12 protein-coding genes and 1 rRNA gene are annotated in these 18,672 nt (G+C 70.8%); 7 read left to right on the plus strand and 6 right to left on the minus strand.

Going from position 1 to position 18,672, the window contains the following annotated elements:
• Both rrf and DLJ58_RS19245 read left to right on the plus strand, forming a co-directional pair.
• A 5S ribosomal RNA gene (gene rrf, locus DLJ58_RS19240) occupies positions 1 to 117 on the plus strand.
• 462 nt (positions 118 to 579) lie between these two features.
• Positions 580 to 828, plus strand: coding sequence for a hypothetical protein (locus DLJ58_RS19245; RefSeq protein ID WP_208741209.1), 249 nt, complete (start codon positions 580 to 582; stop codon positions 826 to 828).
• Positions 829 to 1,064: 236 nt separating this feature from the next.
• On the opposite strand, the gene DLJ58_RS19250 is transcribed toward DLJ58_RS19245, so the two are convergent.
• Complete coding sequence (locus DLJ58_RS19250) at positions 1,065 to 2,885, minus strand: VanW family protein (protein ID WP_124858352.1); 1,821 nt, start codon at positions 2,883 to 2,885, stop codon at positions 1,065 to 1,067.
• A gap of 182 nt (positions 2,886 to 3,067) precedes the next feature.
• Here DLJ58_RS19250 and nudC point away from each other — a divergent pair, with 182 nt between their 5' ends.
• A complete protein-coding gene (gene nudC, locus DLJ58_RS19255; protein WP_124858354.1) occupies positions 3,068 to 3,985 on the plus strand; it encodes an NAD(+) diphosphatase in 918 nt (305 codons plus the stop codon).
• Here the strand turns inward: nudC and DLJ58_RS19260 are convergent.
• Both DLJ58_RS19260 and DLJ58_RS19265 read right to left on the minus strand, forming a co-directional pair.
• Entirely contained in the window at positions 3,982 to 5,250 is a 1,269-nt protein-coding gene (locus tag DLJ58_RS19260) for a polysaccharide biosynthesis protein (RefSeq protein WP_425271325.1), read from the minus strand. The two genes, nudC and DLJ58_RS19260, sit on opposite strands and share 4 nt — an antisense overlap.
• Entirely contained in the window at positions 5,247 to 9,623 is a 4,377-nt protein-coding gene (locus DLJ58_RS19265) for an alpha-(1->3)-arabinofuranosyltransferase (protein WP_124858356.1), read from the minus strand. The genes DLJ58_RS19260 and DLJ58_RS19265 overlap by 4 nt, the downstream gene beginning before the upstream one ends.
• Before the next feature lie 165 nt (positions 9,624 to 9,788).
• Here DLJ58_RS19265 and DLJ58_RS19270 point away from each other — a divergent pair, with 165 nt between their 5' ends.
• The 3 genes from DLJ58_RS19270 to DLJ58_RS19280 are packed head-to-tail and all read left to right on the plus strand — an operon-like array spanning position 9,789 to position 13,606.
• Entirely contained in the window at positions 9,789 to 11,666 is a 1,878-nt protein-coding gene (locus DLJ58_RS19270) for a hypothetical protein (protein WP_425271327.1), read from the plus strand.
• Complete coding sequence (locus DLJ58_RS19275; RefSeq protein ID WP_124858360.1) at positions 11,667 to 13,376, plus strand: MmpA family trehalose lipid delivery protein; 1,710 nt, start codon at positions 11,667 to 11,669, stop codon at positions 13,374 to 13,376. It abuts the gene before it with no gap.
• A gap of 35 nt (positions 13,377 to 13,411) precedes the next feature.
• Positions 13,412 to 13,606, plus strand: coding sequence for a hypothetical protein (locus DLJ58_RS19280; protein ID WP_124858362.1), 195 nt, complete (start codon positions 13,412 to 13,414; stop codon positions 13,604 to 13,606).
• Here DLJ58_RS19280 and DLJ58_RS19285 read toward each other — a convergent pair.
• The gene (locus DLJ58_RS19285; protein WP_124858406.1) at positions 13,591 to 14,769 is read right to left on the minus strand and encodes a glycosyltransferase family 4 protein; all 1,179 of its coding nucleotides are present in this window, start codon (positions 14,767 to 14,769) and stop codon (positions 13,591 to 13,593) included. The two genes, DLJ58_RS19280 and DLJ58_RS19285, sit on opposite strands and share 16 nt — an antisense overlap.
• A gap of 116 nt (positions 14,770 to 14,885) precedes the next feature.
• Positions 14,886 to 16,142 carry an acyltransferase family protein gene (locus tag DLJ58_RS19290; protein WP_124858364.1) on the minus strand — a complete coding sequence of 419 codons (1,257 nt, stop codon included), beginning with the start codon at positions 16,140 to 16,142 and terminating at the stop codon, positions 14,886 to 14,888.
• Positions 16,143 to 16,253: 111 nt separating this feature from the next.
• Here DLJ58_RS19290 and pgfA point away from each other — a divergent pair, with 111 nt between their 5' ends.
• On the plus strand, positions 16,254 to 17,459 hold the full coding sequence (pgfA, locus tag DLJ58_RS19295; protein WP_124858366.1) for a cell envelope lipid trafficking protein PgfA: 1,206 nt from the start codon (positions 16,254 to 16,256) through the stop codon (positions 17,457 to 17,459).
• 76 nt (positions 17,460 to 17,535) lie between these two features.
• On the opposite strand, the gene DLJ58_RS19300 is transcribed toward pgfA, so the two are convergent.
• On the minus strand, positions 17,536 to 18,276 hold the full coding sequence (locus DLJ58_RS19300; protein WP_124858368.1) for a class I SAM-dependent methyltransferase: 741 nt from the start codon (positions 18,274 to 18,276) through the stop codon (positions 17,536 to 17,538).
• Positions 18,277 to 18,672 lie beyond the last annotated feature (396 nt).

Genomic DNA, 18,672 nt, shown 5'->3' on the forward strand with positions numbered 1-18,672 from the left:
TACGGCGGTCATGGCGGAGGGGAAACGCCCGGTTACATTCCGAACCCGGAAGCTAAGCCCTCCAGCGCCGATGGTACTGCACTCGTGAGGGTGTGGGAGAGTAGGACGCCGCCGGACAATCTTCCAGAAAAGGCCACCCCTGACGGGGTGGCCTTTTCTGCGTCTCCCCGTTCCTGCGTTTCCCCTTTTTCCTGCGTTTCCCTGCCTGGTGGATCGGCCCGGTGATTCCGGATACCGAGGGCTCCCCGATGACCTGGTGAGGTCGGGAACAGGGAGCAGAGCTGCCGCGACGCCGCCAAGGTCACGCCTGTCAGGCCGCCAACAGGGCACCGAGGTGCCCGAAGCCCGCAAGGCCACGCCTGTCAGGCCGGAAACAGGGCACCGAGCTGCCCGATGCCCGCAAGGTCACGCTCGATCCTGGATGTAGTGGCCTCACGACGTGCGGACACCACTACAACCAGGATGTTGCGCGATCTTGCGGTCGGTGGGTCGGTGGTCAAGGGTTCTGCAGGTTAGGGGGTCTGCAGTCTGGGGGCGCGGTCCAGGCCTCGGCCTGGTGCCCCGGGCTAGGCTCGGCCTGTGGATGAGGTCCTGATCTTTGTGGTGTTCGCGGGCTGCGTGGCGGCGGTCCTCGGCATCCTCTGGTGGCTCGCGTCCCGGGTCCGTCGTCGGGGCATCGGTGGCGAGGTCATGGGTCCGTTCGAGGAGATGTGGCACCCCGCGGCGCACCGGTTCCGGGCCGAGGTCCGGGTGCAGGAGACTCGGACGGTGCCGATGCCACCGCAGGGCGGCAAACGCAATGGGCGCGGCGGCAACGCGCTGGGCTGACCCCAGAGCAGGGCTGACCTCAGTGCAGGGCTGACCTCAGTGCAGGGCTGACCTCAGTGCAGGGCTGACCTCAGTGCAGGGCTGACCTCAGTGCAGGGCTGACCTCAGTGCAGGGCTGACCTCAGTGCAGGGCTGACCTCAGTGCAGGGCTGACCTCAGTGCAGGGCTGACCTCAGTGCAGGGCTGACCTCAGTGCAGGACTGACCTCAGAGCAGGACCGACCCGGAGCGGGGGCCTCAGGAGGGCTTCGGCCCGCAGACGTAGCGGGGCTCCGCGTCGTAGCGCCAGGTGAACTTCTCCCGCTTGACCACCACGCCGCCCTTCTTGATGACCCGGAAGGCGTCCTGGGTGAAGCCGTTGATGCCGTTGGTCTCGATGCACGAGGGGCCAGGAGCCAGATGGATCTGCTTCGGCGTGGTGATGTTGCGGCGCGGCCCGTACTCGGTCTTCACGCTGTCGTAGATCTTCGTGCTCCAGATCGACACGGTGATCGTGCTGGACGTGTACGACGTGTCGATGAGTACGCCGTACTCGGTGTTGTTGCGGAACTTGAAGTCCAGATCCGGCCAGAAGATGGTCGACTCGATGACCGCCGGGTACCTGTCGAACCAGTACGAGTGTGGCTTGTGCTCGACGTCCTCCAAGCCGGCGTAGTAGGTCGCGTTGAACAGCGTGGTGGTGAACTGCGATGTGCCGCCGCCGACGCCCGGCACGAGCTTGCCGTCGAGGATGACAGGAGCGTCCCGGTAGCCCTGGGCGTAGCCGCGCTCGCCGGTGTGCCCGTTGAGCGAGAACGTCTTCCCAGGTAGCACGACGGTGCCGTCCACCTTCCTCGCGATGGTCGCGATGTTCTGGCTGCGCGACGAGGCCATGCCGCCGGTGAACCGGGTGGTGAAGGTCGACACCCGTTCCTTGATGCCCAGGCCGGCGAGCTTCTCCCCGGTCAGCTCCGGCGGCGTCGGCGTCAACTCGCCGGTCACCTCGCGGCCCTCCGCCTTCGGCAGCACGGCTAGCAGGTCGCGACTGAGGGCTGCCGTGTCCAGCTGCTGCCCGGCTTTCCCCTCCTTGGCGGTGGGCCGGCCACCGGCAATCGTCATCGTGGCGTTCTTCGGCGGCACCTCGATTGCGGCCAGCTTGTCGCCGAGCGCCGCCCGCAGCCGCTTGACGTCCACCGAGGGGGTGAGCTTGCCGGTCTTGTCGGCGCCGAACCGGAGGCTCTTCGCGATGGCGGCGGGCGGGATCGTCACCTGGCCCTTGTTGGTACGCAGGGTGACCGGCGCGGCGACCGCCGGCTTCGCCAGCTCGCTGACCATCCGGTCCAACTCCTCCGGAGTGGTCGCCGGGTGGGTCTCCACCAGGGGCACGGTGACCGGGGCGCCGGCCAACCAGCCGGCGCGGACCACGTCGGCGGAACGCTCCGGGTTCAGAGCCAGCCCGGGCTTGGGCTGTACGACCTTCGGCGTGGTGCCCTGATAGGTGATCGCCGGCATCGTCATGCCCTGGGCCTGGTTGCCGAGCACCTTACGGAGCGCGTCGTCCAACCGGCCCACGTCGACGGTCACCACCGGCTCGACGGTGCGGGAGCCGACCAACCGGCTGACCGGGTGGGCGTCGGCCTCGGCGGCTGCCGCGACGGTCGCCGGCACGTCGACGGTCAGCCCCACGTCGGCGGGGTTGATCTCGGCGGTGCGCCCGTCGACGGTGACCTTCAGCGGCGTGGCGAGGGCTGCCGCCCGCCGGTCCAGCTCCGCCCGCAACTCCCGGTCGGCATCCGCGCGGCTCCGGCCGCCCAGTTCGGTGCCGAGGACGCTGGTGCCACGGGGAACATCACCGGCGTACGCCCAGGCGCCGGCACCCGCCACGGCGGCGATGACGCCACCGGTGATGCCGGCGGCGAGCAGCATGCGCACCCGACGCGGCCGGCGCGGGCCGCCGTCCGGCTCGCCGGGAGCGGCTGCGGTGATCGGCTCAGCGCCGTCGTCCGGCCAGGTGACCGCGGTGACCTGCACGGTGGGCCGGTCGTCGGCGGGTGGACTGTTTTCGCCGTACAGCGTCACTGCAACCTCGATCGCCAGGGTGCCGCGGGAGGTCCGCCCTCCCGGAGGCACCTACGGTAACGAATGCCCGGCCGTCCTTGTCGGCTGCGCCCGTCAGGCGCTGCTACCGCGTGTCGTTCGGCGTGTCGCACCGGTCCGGGGGCGGTGCCGGTGGAAGACCACGGACGTGGCACGGTGACCGGGTGGACACTGCGGAACGGGTGTTGGCGTACGGGGGCGGATCGCTGGACCGGGCGGGACCGTTGCGCACCGATCCGACGCGGTTGGGTGCGCTGCTCACCGAGGCGACCAGCGTGCTGCTGCCGATGTGGCGGGACCGTTGTCTCGTCGACGGGCACGGGCCGGTTCGGCTCAGCGCGGAGCGCGCGGCGCTGGTCCGGTCCGCCGCCGTCGAGACCGTCTTCCTGGGGCTCGATGGGGAGGCCGCCGTCTTCGCCGCGGATCTTTCCCCGCTCCCCGAGCGGTCCGCCGTCGAGATGGCCGGTGCGGTGCGGTCCGTCGACGTGCGGGCACTGGTCGGGCGGCTCGAACCCGGCGACGCGGCCGTCCAGGCGTACGCCAGGGGTTTGTTGCACTGGCACCGGCAGCAGCGATTCTGCGGGACGTGCGGTGCGCCGGCCGTCGCCGGCGGCGGCGGGCACCTGCGGACCTGCACCGACACGGAGTGTGGGCGTCTGCTGTTCCCCCGGATCGAACCGGCCGTCATCGTGTTGGTCGAGGCACCCGGTCGGTCGGGGCGCTGTCTGTTGGCCCGCCACGCGGGCGCGGCCGAGGACGCGTACTCGACGCTGGCCGGCTTCGTCGAGATCGGCGAGAGCCTGGAAGACGCGGTCCGTCGGGAGATGGGCGAGGAGGCGGGCGTGACGGTCACCGACGTGACCTACCAGGGGTCGCAGGCGTGGCCGTTCCCCGCCGGCCTGATGGTGGGCTTCCGGGCCACCGCCACCTCCGACGAGGTACGCGTGGACGGCGAGGAGTTGCTGGAGGCGCGCTGGTTCACCCGGGCGGAGCTGCGGGACCGGGCGGCCTCAGGTCGTCCGCTCGGTCGGGCGGACTCGATCGACCACCGACTGCTGACGGACTGGCTCGCGGAGGGCTAGTCGGGCTGGGCCGCGGCAACCGGAGCGGGCCGACGGGCCGTCACCGCCATCAGCGCGGTGGTGACGATGGCTGTGCCCAGGGCCACGAGGAGAAGGCCGGGGACGGTGTGGGGCCGGAGGGTCGCGGTGACGGCCACCAGGCCGGCCACGCCCACCCACAGCGGTGCCGCCGCCCAACGCGCGCCGGCCGCGAGGCGGTCGTTGAGCAGCACGAACGTCACCGCGTAGAGCGCACCGACCGCCGCGAAGAGGGGCGCGTACCGGCCCAGGTGGTCGTAGTCGGGCCCACCGGCGAGGCGGAAGGCGAGCCCCCCGGCGAGCGTCGAGCCGAGGACAAGTGCCACGCCACAGCCGCCTGTCACCGCGAGCGCAACCGTTCGGCTGCGTCGGTCGCCGCGGGCCAGCCGCGGTAGGGCGAGGACGGCGGCGACCTGCGGTGCCCAGAGCGCGCCCTTGCTCAGGACGGTGCCGACCGAGTACGCCCCGGAATCCGACGGGGACAGCAGTTGCCGGGCCAGCAGCAGGTCGGCGTAGGAGACGACGAGCATCGCCAGGGTCGCACCGCAGCCGGCGACGACCTGAGCGACGGTCAGCCGTGGCGCGGTGGATGACCGTCGGGGCTCGCGGGCGAGTCGGGCCAGCACCGCAGGGGTGAGGGCGGCGGTCAACGCGCCGACCGCCAGCGCGCCGGTCGGTCCCGCGCCGAGCAGCAACCCGACGATCACGCCGCCGTAGCGGCCGGCGGCGAGCAGGGCCATCCCGACGGCGAGTCGTAGGAAGCGTTGGCCACCCTGCAACTCTCCGAGGGACCGGGAGGAGAGCACGATCGCCGCCGTGGTGACCGCCAGCAGCGCGGGCATCTCGACCGGCAGATCCAGGGCGGTGACCAGCAGTGGTGTCGCCGCGACCAGGGTTACCGCGCACACTGCGGCGGTGACGGCGGTGAGCCGCCGAGTGTCGGAGGCGCCGTGCCGGGCGCGGTGCACGGCGACGGCCAGTTGCAGGCCGAGCCCGGGTACACCGACGATGGCCACCAGACCGAGGGCGGCGGCGAGCGCGCTGAGGTCGGCCGGGTCGAGCCGTCGGGCGGCCAGCACCGGCACCAGGTAGGCCAGGCCGTTGACCAGGACCCCGGCCAGGGTGATGCTGATCCCCGCGGCGCCCAGACCGTTGTTCCGTCGGCCCGGATCCTCCGTCTCCGCCGGCCGCGCCGTCTGCGCCGTCCGCTCTGTCGCTGTCGGACGGACGGGTCGCCAAGGGCTCACGTGACCTCCGAGAAGGTCGGAAGCTGCCCGTCGGCCGGCCCCGCCGGGTCAGGTTTGGTCGGGTCAGATTCGGTCGAGTCCGGCTTGGCCAGGTCCGGGTTCGGTCCCTCCCCGACCAGCGCAGTCGCCGCAACGGCCGAGGTCACGGCGGTCGGCCTGGCCCGGCGTACGGGCCGCCGTCGGGCGGTGGTGGAGAGCCACAGAGCGCCCAGGGCGACGACGATCATGAGTTGCAACAGGGCGTCGGTGTTGCGTTGCGTCGAATTGAGATAGAGCCACCCGGCGAGCAGGACGAGCACGCCGGGGAGCCACGTCTCGACGGCCCGGCTGATCGTCCTGGCCTGACGTGGGTCGGCTGGCCAGGGCAGGCGGCGTGGGCCGGGTACCGCCAGCATGAACCCCGCCGCGACCAGCAGGCCGCCGATGAAACCGCTCCACAACACCAGCGCGGCGGCACCGACGGCCAACAACGGCAGGGATCGGGTGACCCGACGACGGCCCCGCGGTACGGCGGTCGACGACGTGCGCCCGGTGGGCTGCCGGGCGGGTAGCACCGCGAGCAGGACCACCACCGCCAGCAGGATGCCGCCGAGCAGAAGGCCCGCCCGGTACGTCGTGTCCGGGGCGAAGCGGAGTACCACCTCCCCGGAGGTGCCGGCGGGAAGAATCCAGCCCTGTTGCCATCCGTCCACCACCAGCGGCTTCAGCGTCCGCCCGCCGATGGTCGCCTCCCAGCCGGTGTTGGTGTTCTCCCGCACGGCGAGTACGCGGTCGACGGGGTGATCGGCCACCCGTACCCGTCGTTCGGTGGCTTCCCAGGAGCCCACCTCGATGGCGCCGGCGACCGCCGCCGGGGTCGGCGTGGGCGTCCGCGGCACCAGGGCGACCCGAGTCGGCGAGGCGAGCTTGCTCGGTGTGGTCACGAGGCGATGCTCCCCGCGGCCCAGGTCAAGCTGTCGGGGCGTGGCCCGCCCGCACGGCGTCGCCGGCATCTCGCGCAGTTCCAGCAGGTCGCGGAGTGTGCCGCGGAGCGTGGTGGTCACCCGGGACGCGCCGATCTGCAGCGTCGGGCCCGACCCGCAGGCCAGCGTCAGGGGTGCGTCGAGGCGCGGTTTGACGATGGTCGCTCCGGGCAGCACGGTCACCTCGCCGACCGCGACGGGCAGCTTCTCCGGCAACCGCAGCTTGTACGGGTCCGTGCTCGTGGCGGACGGCTTGTCGAGGAACTGGATGGTGATTTCGTCGGTCCGCATCGGCGGGTCCAGGCGAAGGAGCCCATCGTCGCCGAGCAGGCTGCTTTGGAAACCGTCGTCGCCGACCACCCGCACACTGCCGAGGCGGGTGGCGGCTGTGCCGTCGTCGACGGAGAACCGGAGCCCGGTGATGGTCTGCGGCTTGAGCCACGTGAGGCGCAGGATCGGTGCCTCGTCGCTGACCGCCGGTGACCAACTGGTGGTCGGGTCCCCGTCGAGCGCCGCGCCGGCCCGACCGGTCGGGCCGGCAACGGCCGTTGAGGAGGCGCTGACTTGCGCGGCGAGGCGCAGCGGCTGTGCGTCGGCCACCAGCTTGTCGAGAGTGGTGTCCAGGTCCGGGCCGGCCGTCGGCCGCGCCCACAGCTTGGCGTCGTACGCGCCGGCGGCGGGCAGGGTGAGGGTCCGGTCGATGGTGGAGGCGTCCTCGGAACCGCGGACGGCGTCGGTGGAGCAGCGCGGGTGGCCGTCGACGGAGAAGCAGGCCGGTGTGGTGGGCGCCGCCGACACGACGACGGTCGCCGGCCGGTCGGTGGCCGGTGCGGCGGGAAGGACGAGGGTACGGCTGGTCTGGATGCCGGGAATCTTGATCTCGGCGATGCCGACCGACCTGTTGCCGAGCGAGCGGAGGTCGTACGCGTCGTCGATCGTGATCTGGACCGCGCGGGTGGCGTGGACGCCGGGCAGTTCGAAGACCATGTGATCGCTGAACTGTTCGACGGTGCGGCTCTCGTACCCGGCGGTGACGGTCACCTTCGTGGGCAGGGCGTCGGCTTTCACGTCGAACCAGACCTCGACCCGGGTGACCCGTGTCGGGTTGGCGAGGCCTACCTCGACCCACTGGCGGTCGCTGGGCGAGTACGGCGCGGACTGCCAGGAGGTTTCGGGATTGCCGTCCATCGCCGCGTACGGCTGGTGCTCGGGGCGGGCGCCGCCGGGGGAGTCCACCTGCGAGCGGGCGGTCGACGCGCGGATCGCGCTGATGCCCTCGAAACGAGCGACGGTGGACTGCTGCGCTCCCCACTCGGGCAGGTAGTCGTGGGCGGGTGCCGTCACCTCGAAGGTTTCGTCGGCGGTGAGGGTCTGTGAGGCGTTGTCGCGCGCTCGGCCGAATGACACGTCCCGCCTGCGCAGCCCGTCGGTCATCGCGACCGGACCGGCGACGCCGGCAGCCGCCGCATCGCCCGCCAGGATCGTTGGCGCCGCACCGAGCTGCCCTGCCGCGGCGAGGTCGAGGAGCGATTCGGGGCCGCCCACCACGGTGGTCACGGCGTCACGGTCGTATGCGACGACGGGCTCGACTTGCCGGTCGACCCGGTAGACCTCCAACGCCCGGACGGGCACGTCGAGCCCCTGGTCGCGGAACTCGTCCGGGGACGAGGGCTTGCCTCGCAGGGGGCCGAAGGAGGTGACGCGGGTCAACCCGGGTGAGCGCTCCAGTGCCTGCCGGACCACTGCCGGGCGGGCCGTGTCGGAGCGGCCGTGGTCAAGGTCGGCGCGGAACAGGACGTGGCTGATCCCGGACCGGGCGAGCAGGTCGGCCAGCCCGGTCGAGCCGGAGCCGGTGGCGAGTGTCGACTCGATCGCGTCCAACAGCCGGATCGTCGTCGGTGGGGTGAAGGGGATGGCGTTGCGTACCGCCCACCGGCTGTTCAGCAGCGGCTGGGCGATCTCATCGGTGGTGTTGCCCCAGTCGTACGAGGGGAAGCGCGCCCCGGGTACGACGAGCACCCGCCCGCGCCCGGTGTTCGCGTCGAGCCAGTCGGTGGCCTCATGCCAGTAGCCGGGCACCGCCTTGACGCCGCTTGGCGTGGCGAGACCGCCGGCAAGCGCGGGCGTGGCAACCGCCGTGACGGCGACCATGGCCACGCCGGCCGTGAGCCAGGCGCGTGCGACCGTTCGTGGGCGATGCTGCTCGGGCGCGGTGCGTGCCGCGCGGACGGCCAGGCCGATCAGGTGCGCCATGCCCAGGGCCAGGGGCAGGCGGAGCAGGACGTCGAACTTGTGCACGTTGCGCAGGGGGGCACCGACGCTGTCGAGGAACTCCCGCTGAGGGCCGGCGAGGATGTTCGGCAGGTCACCGACGTGCCCGAGACCGACGAGCGCGGCGCCCAGCACCAGACCGGTGATGAGGAACCGGCGGTGCGGCATCCCGCGTCGGGACAGCCCGAGGACACCGAGGGCGGCGACCACCAGGGTGGCGGCGATCAGCAGCGCCTCGTTGGCGAGTCGTGCGCCGGACGGAAGGGTCGCCCCGAATGGGGAGGTCAGGTAGGCGAGCCAGTAGGAGGCGCCGCGGAGCGTCGTGACCGCGTCGGTGACGCTGGTCGTGTTCCGGGCGGTCTCGATGTAGTCCAGGAAGGGTGGGCTGTACCGCCCCAGAACGAGCAGCGGAATCAACCACCACGCCGTGGCCAGCGCCACCGCGCCACACCAGGCGGCGATGGCGGTGACGCGGCGGCGTACGGGTTGGAGGGTGGCGAGCCAGAGCAGGGCGAGTGGCACTACCGCGGCCACGGCTGTGGCGTTGACTCCACCGGCGCAGGCGACGGCGACGGCCGACCCGGCGACGGCGCGCCGCAGGGGGGTGCCGCGGGCGAGGCCCACCAGCGGGATGAGTACCCAGGGGGCGATGGCGCTGGGCCAGGACTCCACCGAGGCGTAGCCGAGCTGGGTGAGGATGCGGGGTGACAGCGCGAAGGCGACACCGGCGATCATGCGTCCGGCGGGCGTGCCGATGCCGAGCCTGCCCGCCAGCCGCACCACTCCCAGGTAGGCGACACAGAAGATCAGCGCCCACCACAGCCGCTGGACCACCCACGGCGCGAGGCCGAGTTCCGATCCGAGCAGGAAGAACGGGCCCATCGGCCAGAGATATCCGTACGCCTGGTTCTGTAGCTGACCGAACGTGCCGGTGGGGTCCCAGAGGTGCAGCGAGCGGAGCAGCCAGCCGGCCGGGTTGACGCTCAGGTCGACCTTGGTGTCGGGGACGACCTGACCCGGGGCCTGCTGGAAGGCGAGGGCGGTCAGCGCGATGCAGATGACCAGGTGCCGGAACCGTCGGGCCGTGTGCCGGCTTCGACTGGACGCCGGAGCGGCGCCACTGGTCACCTCTGCACGCATTTCGGCTCCTGTCTTCACCGGCCGGACGCGCACCTGCAGCCGACGACTGTCGCGCGACGTTATCCGGACCGGGCACGGACGGGCGACCAGGGGCTGCGGTGGCGTTATCGGGAGAACGGCCGTCCCCACGGCGTGTAAGCGTGTGGCAGGCTGCCGACCATGTCAATGCCAGAAGCTGAGGCCGAGACGCGTCCGGAACGCGTCGCGTCCGACGGCGACCGGCCGGGGCCGGTCGGCCGATGGTTCCGTGCCGACCGCGTCCGCGCGGTAGCGATCGCCCTCATCGTCGTGTCCGTCGCGTGGCGCGCCGGCCTTGCCACCCGTGGCTGGTTCTCGCAGGACGAGTTCGTCATCGCTGCCCAGGTCCTCGACACCCGGTTGGACGCGGACTTCCTCCTGCGTACCTTCAACAACCACCTCATGCCCGGCGGCCTGCTGGTGGCGTGGGCGATGGTGCGGGTGGCGGGCTTTGTCACCTGGCCCTGGGTGCTGCTGCTGGCGGTCGGCCAGGCGGCGATCGGGTTCGCCGTCTACCGGTTGCTGCGCCATCTGCTCCGGCCGGGCTGGGGGCTGCTCATCCCGCTGTGCCTGTTCGTGTTCAGCCCGCTGACGCTCGAGGTTTCCTCGCTGTGGCTGGTCGGGCTGCTCGTGATGCCGATGCAGTTGGCCCTGGTCATGGCGGCGACGGCCCAGGTCTGGTACGTGCGGACCGGCCGGCTGCGGCACCTCGTGGCGGTCGTCCTGTGGGTGGTGTTCGGCCTGCTCTTCGACACCAAGTCCCTGCTGATCGTGCCGCTGCTGTTCCTGCTGACCGTCTTCCTCTTCACGTCGGGCGGCGCCTGGCGCAGCCTGGTGACGACGGTCCGCCGACACTGGCCGGCGTGGCTGGTGCTCGGTGCGCTCTCGGGGGCGTACCTGGCGTTCTATCTGACCCGTCCCGCCCGGGAGTTGGACGAACCCACATCCGCCGGTCAGGTCCTCAAATTCCTCGGTGATCTGGTCGGCGAAACCGTCGTTCCGGGTCTGCTCGGTGGCCCCTGGCGTTGGGCGTACGCGGGTGACGGTCCTCCGGCCGTGAACCCGTACGACATCGCCAAGTGGCTGTCCTGGGCGGTGCTGGGGGCTCTCATCGTGGTCACCGCGCGGCGGCGCCCGTCGGCCCGGCGGGCCTGGCTGCTGCTCGCGTGCTACCTCGGGCTGGTCGCCGCGCTCTTCGCCGTGACCCGCCTCGGTGGGCCGCTCGGCTCGTTCGTGGGCATCATTCCCCGGTACGTCGCCGACGTGGTGCTGGTCGCCGCGATCTGTGTCGGCGCGGCCCTGTTGGGGACGAAGGACGCCGATGAGGAGGACGTGTCCGCGTGGCCGGTGCCGACCGTTCTGCGGGAGCCGGGTGCCTTCGCGGTCGGCCTGGTCTCGATAATCGTCGTCCTGGCCACCATCGGGGTGGGCACGCTGTGGAGCACGGCCCGTTTCGGGGACAACTGGAGCACCAAGTACGGACGGGACTACCTCGCGACGACGCAGATCGAGCTTGCCGCCGCTGCGCCGGGCACCGTCTTCCTGGAAACCACCGTCCCGGACCGCGTCATCGCCGGCTACTTCTGGCCGGACAATCTCCAGTCGCACTTCTTCCGCCCGGCCGAGCGTCGGCCCACCTTCGTGGAGGAGGCCGAGAAACCGTTCATGTTCGACGACTTCGGCCGGATTCGTCCGGTCGTGGTTCAGGGGCGGAAGGTCGTGCCCGGCACGGTGCCCGACTGCGGGCACCTGGCGGAGGGTGGTCAGCCCGCCCGGATCCCGTTGGACGGGTACCTGGAGGAGTGGCCGTACGCGATCCATTTCGGCTATGTCAGTTCGGGCGACTCGACAGCAATCTTCCGTCTCGGGGACAGCGTCCGGGTGATCACCCTGAAGCGCGGGCTGAACGACGTGTTCTTCCTGCTGGAGGGGGCTGGGGACGCCGTCGAGGTCACTGTGAGCACCTCGGGGGTCAGGGTGTGCACCCAACTGATCACCGTCGGCCGCGCGGTGCCGGCATCGTGAATGGTTGAGCAGACCACCGGCGTCGGGGCCCCACCGGTGCGGCGGGTGCGGGACGCGCTGCCGCTGTACGCCGTTGCGGCGGCTGTCACGGTGCTGGTGCTGGCCCCGCTCGCGGCACCCGGCTACGCGCTGCTGTACGACATGGTGTTCGTACCCCGGCAGCCGCTGAGTTGGGATCTCGTCGCCCCGGCGCAGACTCTGCCCCGGGCGGTGCCGATGGACGCACTGATGTCCCTGGTCACCCAGCTCGTGCCGGGCTGGGCGGTGCAGCGGGTGGCGCTCGGTGGGGCGGTTCTCCTGGCCGCGGTCGGCGCCGGCCGTCTGGTGCCGACCGAACGGCTCGCGGTCCGGTTGCTCGCCGCGGTGGCGTACGCGTGGACGCCCTACCTTGCCGAGCGGCTGCTGATCGGACAGTGGGGGCTGCTGCTCGCGTACGCCGCGCTGCCCTGGTTGGTCCGGGCGGCGCTGGACCTGCGAGCGGGTCGTGATGGCGCGCTCGCTCGGGTGGTGCTCGCCGCCGCTCCCGCCGCGATCACCCCGACCGGCGGGCTGATCGCGTTGGGCACGGTGGTCCTGCTGGTGTGGGACCGGACGCGCCTTCGCCGGTCGGCGCTCGTGGTGGGCGGCGTCGCGTTACTCAACGCCCCCTGGGTGACCGCGGCCCTGGTCACCGGCGCCGGCGGGTCATCCGATCCGGCGGGGGTGGCGGCGTTCGCGGCGCGTTCGGAGAACTGGGCCGGTCCGCTGGTGGCGCTCGCGGGTACGGGTGGCGTCTGGAGCGCACAGGCGACCCCCTCCAGTCGCGCGGCACCGCTGGTGCCGCTGGCGACCCTGCTCCTGCTGATCCTGGCCGGTGTCGGTGCCGGCCTGCTGCGGCGTCGGCTGCCCCCGGGTACGGCGGTGCGGCTGGCGGTGCTCGCCGGGATCGCCTGCCTTCTCGCTGCCCTCGGGGTGCTCCCCGGCGGGGCCGCCGCGTTGCGCTGGGCGGTGGTGCATCTGCCGGGTGCGGGGCTGCTTCGAGACGGCCAGAAGTTCCTGGCCCCGTACGCCCTGCTGCTGGTGGTGTGTGCCGCGTTGGGAGCCGAGCGGCTGGTGGCCAGGATCGACCGGGAGGTGGCGGGGGTGGTTCTGGTCGGCCTGCTGCTCCTGCCGGTGGCCGTCATGCCGGACCTCGCCTTCGGCGGTGCCGGCCGGCTTCGTCCGGTGAGCTATCCGGCGGACTGGCAGGTGGTCGCCGAGCGGGTGGCCGGCGAGCCGGGGGAGATCCTCGCGCTGCCGCTGTCCGCCTACCAGGCCTATCCGTGGAACCCGGGACGTGTCGTCCTGGATCCGTTGCCGCGCTATCTGCCGGGGACGGTGCTGACCGACGACACACTGCGGGTCGGCGATGTCGCGGTGGCCGGGGAGAATCCACGGCTCCGCGAGGTGCGCCGGGTGTTGGCCGAAGGGCTGCCCGTCTCGGCCACCGGCGTGCGCTGGGTGGTGGTGCAGCACCAACTGCCCAGCGAGGTCGACCCTGCGACCCTCCGTGACCTCGAAGCCGTTCACGAGGGGCCGTTTCTCACTCTCTACCGAAATCCCGCTGTTCCTCCGGAATCGAACCCCCCTGGACTTGGTGCGTGGGCAGTCGTGATGGCGCTCGGCGCTGCCCTTCTGGTGGTCATGGCTGCCGCCATTTCGGCACTACACCGGCGTCCTACCGCGTGGTAACGTCCGCTCGCACGTCTCGCCATTGGAGGATTGGCATGCGTAGAGCTCTGACCCTGGTCGTCTCCGGCATGGTGGCGGCGTTGCTGGGGATCCTGGCCCTCGGCGGGCTCTCGGCCGCCGCGACCGCCACCGACAAAGAGGCGGCCAACGAGGCCAAGAGTGTTTCGGAAGCGGCCAAGCGTGCCGGAAAGAAGGACCCGTACGCCCCCGTGGTCTACGGCGACAGGTAGGACGGCTCGCCCCGCTGCTGCACTGGGCGGGGCGACTCCACACCGCCCAGCAGGTCCGCGAAGTGCCCACCCGCGGCCTGCCAGGTGAAGCTCGCCGCGTGCTCCCGGGCCTGCGCCCCCATCTCTCGCCGCATTTCGTCCTCGTGCAGAAGTGTGCGCACCTTCGCCAGGTAATCGTCGATGTCGTCGGCCAGCAGGCCGGTACGCCCGTCGACGACAGCTTCGGCGACTCCACCCGCTTCCCGGAACGCGACCGTTGGTGTGCCCGCGGAACCCGCCTCGACAATCGTCAGGCCCCAGCCCTCCTTGAGTGACGGGGTCAGGGCGACCCAGGCCGAGGCGAGCAGAGCGGCTTTTTCCTCCTCCGTCACGAAGCCCCGGAAATCCACCCGCTCGGTGATGTCCAGCTCCGCGGCGAGCTCGCGCAGGTGCGACTCCCACCAGCCCTGGCCGGCGACGACCAGCCGAAGCTGGGGCAACTCGTCGGCGAGGGCCGCGACCGCCCGCAACGCCACCTCGACCCGCTTGTGTGGCACCAGCCGATTCAGCGTCACGAGCAGCGGGAACGGCGCCCGCTCGGCGTCGGTGCGGGGCAGCGCCGGGGTGCCGTTGTGCACCACGGCGACCTGCTCCGGCGGTACGCCCAGCACGGCCAGTTCTCTACGGGTGGCTTCGGAGACGGTGACGTATCGGCACCGCCGGTAGACGCGTACGGCGAGCGACGACTCGACCCACCAGCCGAACCGGGCGGCCCACTGCGGAAGGACCACCGGCCACTGCTCGCGATGCACGTGGTGGATCAGCTTGACCACCGGGCGCCGTGTCCACAGCGGGGAGAGGAACGGCAACCCGTTGCAGACGTCGACCAGGATGTCGGGCCGGCCGCCCCGACGGCTCGACAGTGGGCCCACGCCCACTGCGCCGGCCAGGTAGCAGAGCGCCGCCCAGAGGTAGACCGTGACTCTGCCGCCGCGCCGCACCAGCCGGACGCCTGCCTCGTTGACCTCGTCGCCGGGTGCCTCGCTGTGGGCGGCGCAGAAGAGGGTGGCGCGGAAACCGCGCGACACCAACTCGGCGGCGATCCGTTCCACGTACACCTCGGAACCGCCACCCTCGGGGTTACGGGTGTCTCGCCAGTTGAGGAACAGCACGTGTCCGGGCATGCCGAAGCGACGCTCCACGCGAACCCTACTCTCAAGTAATTTAGGGACGCGCGTCACACTAGGGGCTGGGGTGCCGGCCGGCAATGCCCCGATGGGGCAGCGCTGATCGACTGGCGCTACGCGTTGACCGTGGGTGTCGGCGTGACCGTCGGCGCCGCGACGGCCGGTGCGGCCACGTCGACGGCGGGTGTGCCGGACGCCTCCCCGCGCCTGGCCGGTCGCTTCCGACGCTGCGATCCGAGCACCTGCAGGGGCCGCTCGACGCCGTAGTAGCTGACGGTGGCGTACACCAGACCGAAGACCATGGTGAGTGCGAAGGTGTTGAACAGTCCGCCGGTGAAGAGCGGTCGGTCGTCGATCAGGTAGATCAATTCGATGACCAGCGGGTGCCAGAGGAACAGTCCGTACGAGACGGTGCCGAGCCATCGGGCGGACTTGGCGCCGAAGATCTCCTTGACCCGCGTCCGCCCGCCGAAGGCCACCGGGATCAGGATCAGTGTCGCGATCGCGAGGTACAGGGCCAGCTTGATGGCGAACTCGGCGGCTGTCGGACCGGCGAGGTCGCGGGGGCCGGCGATCGGCGTCGTCGCGATCGCCATCAGCCCGACCGCCGCTGCCCAGCAGGCAATCGGTGCGGAGGCGAGGTCGTCCAGCACGCGGAAGGCGGCGGGCGCTGTCCCGGTGCGCAGGGCGACGTGCACAGCCGCCAGGGCCATCCCTGCGCTGAACCAGGCGGCGTACGAGGGGAGCCACATGGTGTGCAGGCCATTGCTGAGCCAGCCGAACCCCAAGAGGGCGAGCCATCCGGCGGTCACCAACAAACCCCCGCAGACGATCACGACGGTTCGGACGGGACGCCATGACCGACCAACAGCGAGCACGGCTACCAGCGGCAGGATCAGGTAGAACGCGACCTCGGTGGCGAGGCTCCAGGTCTGGGTGAGCCCGGAGCGCAACTGGCCAGGCCCGTAGATCTGGGTGAAGGTGAGGTGGCGAATCCAGTCACCGGCGGACGCCGGCTGATTCTGCGGCAGGACGATCAGGCAGACCAGCACCGCCAGCCAGTAGGCCGGCAGGATTCGCAGGGCCCGCCGCCAGAGGTACCGCCCGGTGCGCGGTCGGGCCTGTCCCGTCGCGGCGTTCAGTGCCCACGGTCGGAACAGCAGGAATCCGGAGAGCACGAAGAAGATGGCAACGCCGACGTCGAGCCGGGCCAGCCAGCCGCCCCACGTGGTGTTCATGGTGGCGGCGGTCTGGAACCCGATGTGGTGACCGACGACAGCCACGGCGCCAATTGCTCGCAGCGCGTCGAGGGCGGGGAGTCGGTCGGTTACCGATGTCTGCGGAACTGTTGGCGCGGCGGCTGTGGACATCTGGACATCCAGGGGGTCGCTTTGAAGGTGACCGGGGAGTAACCTCCCGCCATGTTAAGGATCGGGTGCCCCGGACAACAGGTCGTAGGGCGGCAGGCTACAGGAGGATGAGTGAAGCTTCGCGTGGGCGCCGCGCTCTTCGGGCTCGGTGTTTTGTTGCTGGTCTTCGCGGCTGGGCTGCCGTTCTATGTGGCCCCCTCCGTGACCAAGCTCCCTTATGATCTTGAACCAACGACGTCCGTCGCGGAGGCGAAGAACGCAAAGTTCCTGAAGATCACTCGTGTCGGCGAGTCGGTGAGCATCGAGGTTCTGCAAGGTGACCTCGTCTCCAGCGTCGAGGTCATTCCTCAGCCGGACGACACGAGGGACCGGCTACCCGAGGAACTCAAGGGCGACGCGGTGATCTGGGACGTCTACCAGACGGTCCGGCGTGCCGACACCCCGGATGTGGTCAGCCAGTACAGCACCGAGCTGGCCCTGGACCGGATCTCCGGCGCGGCTGCCCCGTGGAAGGAGCAGTGGCTCAACGAGAGCGGCGCGGAGCAGACTCCGGTCGGGAACGTGAGTTACTCCGGCCAGATCTACAAGTTCCCGTTCGGCACCGAGAAGCGGGCCTACCAGGTTTTCGACCGTGACCTGAAGCGGGCCGTCCCGGCGAAGTTCGTCGGCACGGAAAAGATCAAGGACATCGAGGCGTACCGCTTCGAGCAGCGGATCGAGAACGAGGTGCTGAACACCCCGGAGGCGAGCCTCAAGCCGCTACTCGGCAGGTTCGCCCCCGGCGCCACCAGTGGTCAGATCGTCTACAGCAACACCCGTACGCTCTGGATCGACCCGGTGACGGGCTCCTACGTGAAGGTCCGGGAACAGCAGAACAAGGAGTTGCGCCCCGACACCGGCGCCGCCACGGTGCTGCTGGACGCGGACTTCAACTACAACGACGACACGGTCACTCGCAGTGTCGAGACGGCCAAGGACAACCGCTTCAAGATCGGCCTGATCAGTTTCTGGGGCCCGATCGCCGCCGGCGTCCTTGGTCTGATCGCCCTCGTCGTCGGAGTATGGCTGGTGACGCGGACCAACGACGGTGCCGCCCGGCACCGCGCCGACCCGGCTGTGGCACCCGGCACCGACCCGACTCACACGCGGGTGGACCAGGAACCGGTACGCGACGCGGAAACCGCCGAGCAGCCCAGGACCGAGCCCGCAGGCGGTCCACTGACCGACGAGATCCCGCCGGCGTCGACGAACTGGAAGTCCGAGGACCCGACGGTGCCGACCCAGCGCCCGGCGCACGGCGAGGTGGAGCAGCGCTGACGGGTACGACAGGAAGCACGACCGGGGGGTGGGCCGCGATGCGGCCCACCCCCCAGTCGTGGAGCGGCACCTGCCTCTAATGCTCTGCGCGGCGCACGGCGTACCGCATGCAGACCCAGTCGTCGCTGTACAGCAGATCGCGCCACTGCCCGACGATGTCCCCGCCGTGTGCGGCCATGAGGCGCACCATGTCGGCGTGCGGGACGACCGTCATCTTCATCGGCGCCGGATAGTTGAGCAGGTGGCGCTGTGCCCAGCTGATCAGGCGGGACGGTGCCAGATGCCAGACGATGCCCCTGGCCGTACGCCCCCGCTCGGTTGGCAACCCGATGACGGCGGTGCCGCCCGGCCGCAACACGCGCAGGAACTCGGCCAGATAGTGATCGATCGCGGGGCGCGGCAGGTGTTGCAACACCAGAGCGCTGTAGACCAGGTCGAAGTGACCGTCGGGAAACTGGCTCAGGTCCGGTGCGTCGTTGAGGACGAACCGGATGTTCTCGGCGCTCCGGTTCAGTCGCCGGGCGGTTTCCAGCATGGTCGGAGCGATGTCCACACCGACGACCTCGTCCGCGTGTGGGGCGAGTGCCTGCGACAGTCGGCCGACGCCGCAGCCGAAGTCGAGCACCCGCTCCCAACGGGTGGGCAGGCCGAGTTGGCGAAGTTGGCCGGTCGTCTCCTCGACGTCGGTGCGGCCGGTGGCCAGGAACTCCCCGACGTCCCACCGTCCGCCGCGTTTGCCGGGCTCAACGAGTACGGCCCAGAGTGGATCTTCAGCTCCGAGCTTGGTCCAGTGGCGTCGCACGTCGTTCAGATGCACGCCGAAACCCTAGGACCTCGGGCCGTTCAGTGGGGTCCTGCTGTCTCCGGGATCGCCTGGATGTTCGGACGAGAGGACGAGCCGAACGGCCCTCCGCGACCTGCGCACTTTACATCCGTTACCTAATTGTAATTCGTCGATGCCCTGCCACTCTCCGCTGTTGGGGCGCAGGGTTGTGACGTATTTGTCGTACGACGAGGCTTCTGTCCACACGGGTACTTCCACGATTCGTGACGTCGGCCTGCTGTTGGGTCGCCCTCGTGTTGCCGCCGGATGGTCAGGGGGTTGTGAGTCGCGCCGCAACGGGTGCACGATCAGGCTCGATCGTTACCCGCCGGTAACACATGACGGGCCCGGTGCGGGGCCGCCAGTCCGGGACCGGCCACCTGAGGAGGA

The organism is Micromonospora arida, from assembly GCF_003857035.1.
Taxonomy (GTDB): domain Bacteria; phylum Actinomycetota; class Actinomycetes; order Mycobacteriales; family Micromonosporaceae; genus Micromonospora; species Micromonospora arida.

Bases quoted from the DNA above. Each gene is read 5' to 3' on its own strand.
- DLJ58_RS19265 (WP_124858356.1), bottom strand. From the start codon at position 9,623: ATGCGTGCAGAGGTGACCAGTGGCGCCGCTCCGGCGTCCAGTCGAAGC.
- DLJ58_RS19290 (WP_124858364.1), bottom strand. From the start codon at position 16,142: ATGTCCACAGCCGCCGCGCCAACAGTTCCGCAGACATCGGTAACCGAC.
- DLJ58_RS19280 (WP_124858362.1), top strand. From the start codon at position 13,412: ATGCGTAGAGCTCTGACCCTGGTCGTCTCCGGCATGGTGGCGGCGTTG.
- DLJ58_RS19270 (WP_425271327.1), top strand. From the start codon at position 9,789: ATGCCAGAAGCTGAGGCCGAGACGCGTCCGGAACGCGTCGCGTCCGAC.
- DLJ58_RS19285 (WP_124858406.1), bottom strand. From the start codon at position 14,769: ATGCCCGGACACGTGCTGTTCCTCAACTGGCGAGACACCCGTAACCCC.
- DLJ58_RS19275 (WP_124858360.1), top strand. From the start codon at position 11,667: ATGGTTGAGCAGACCACCGGCGTCGGGGCCCCACCGGTGCGGCGGGTG.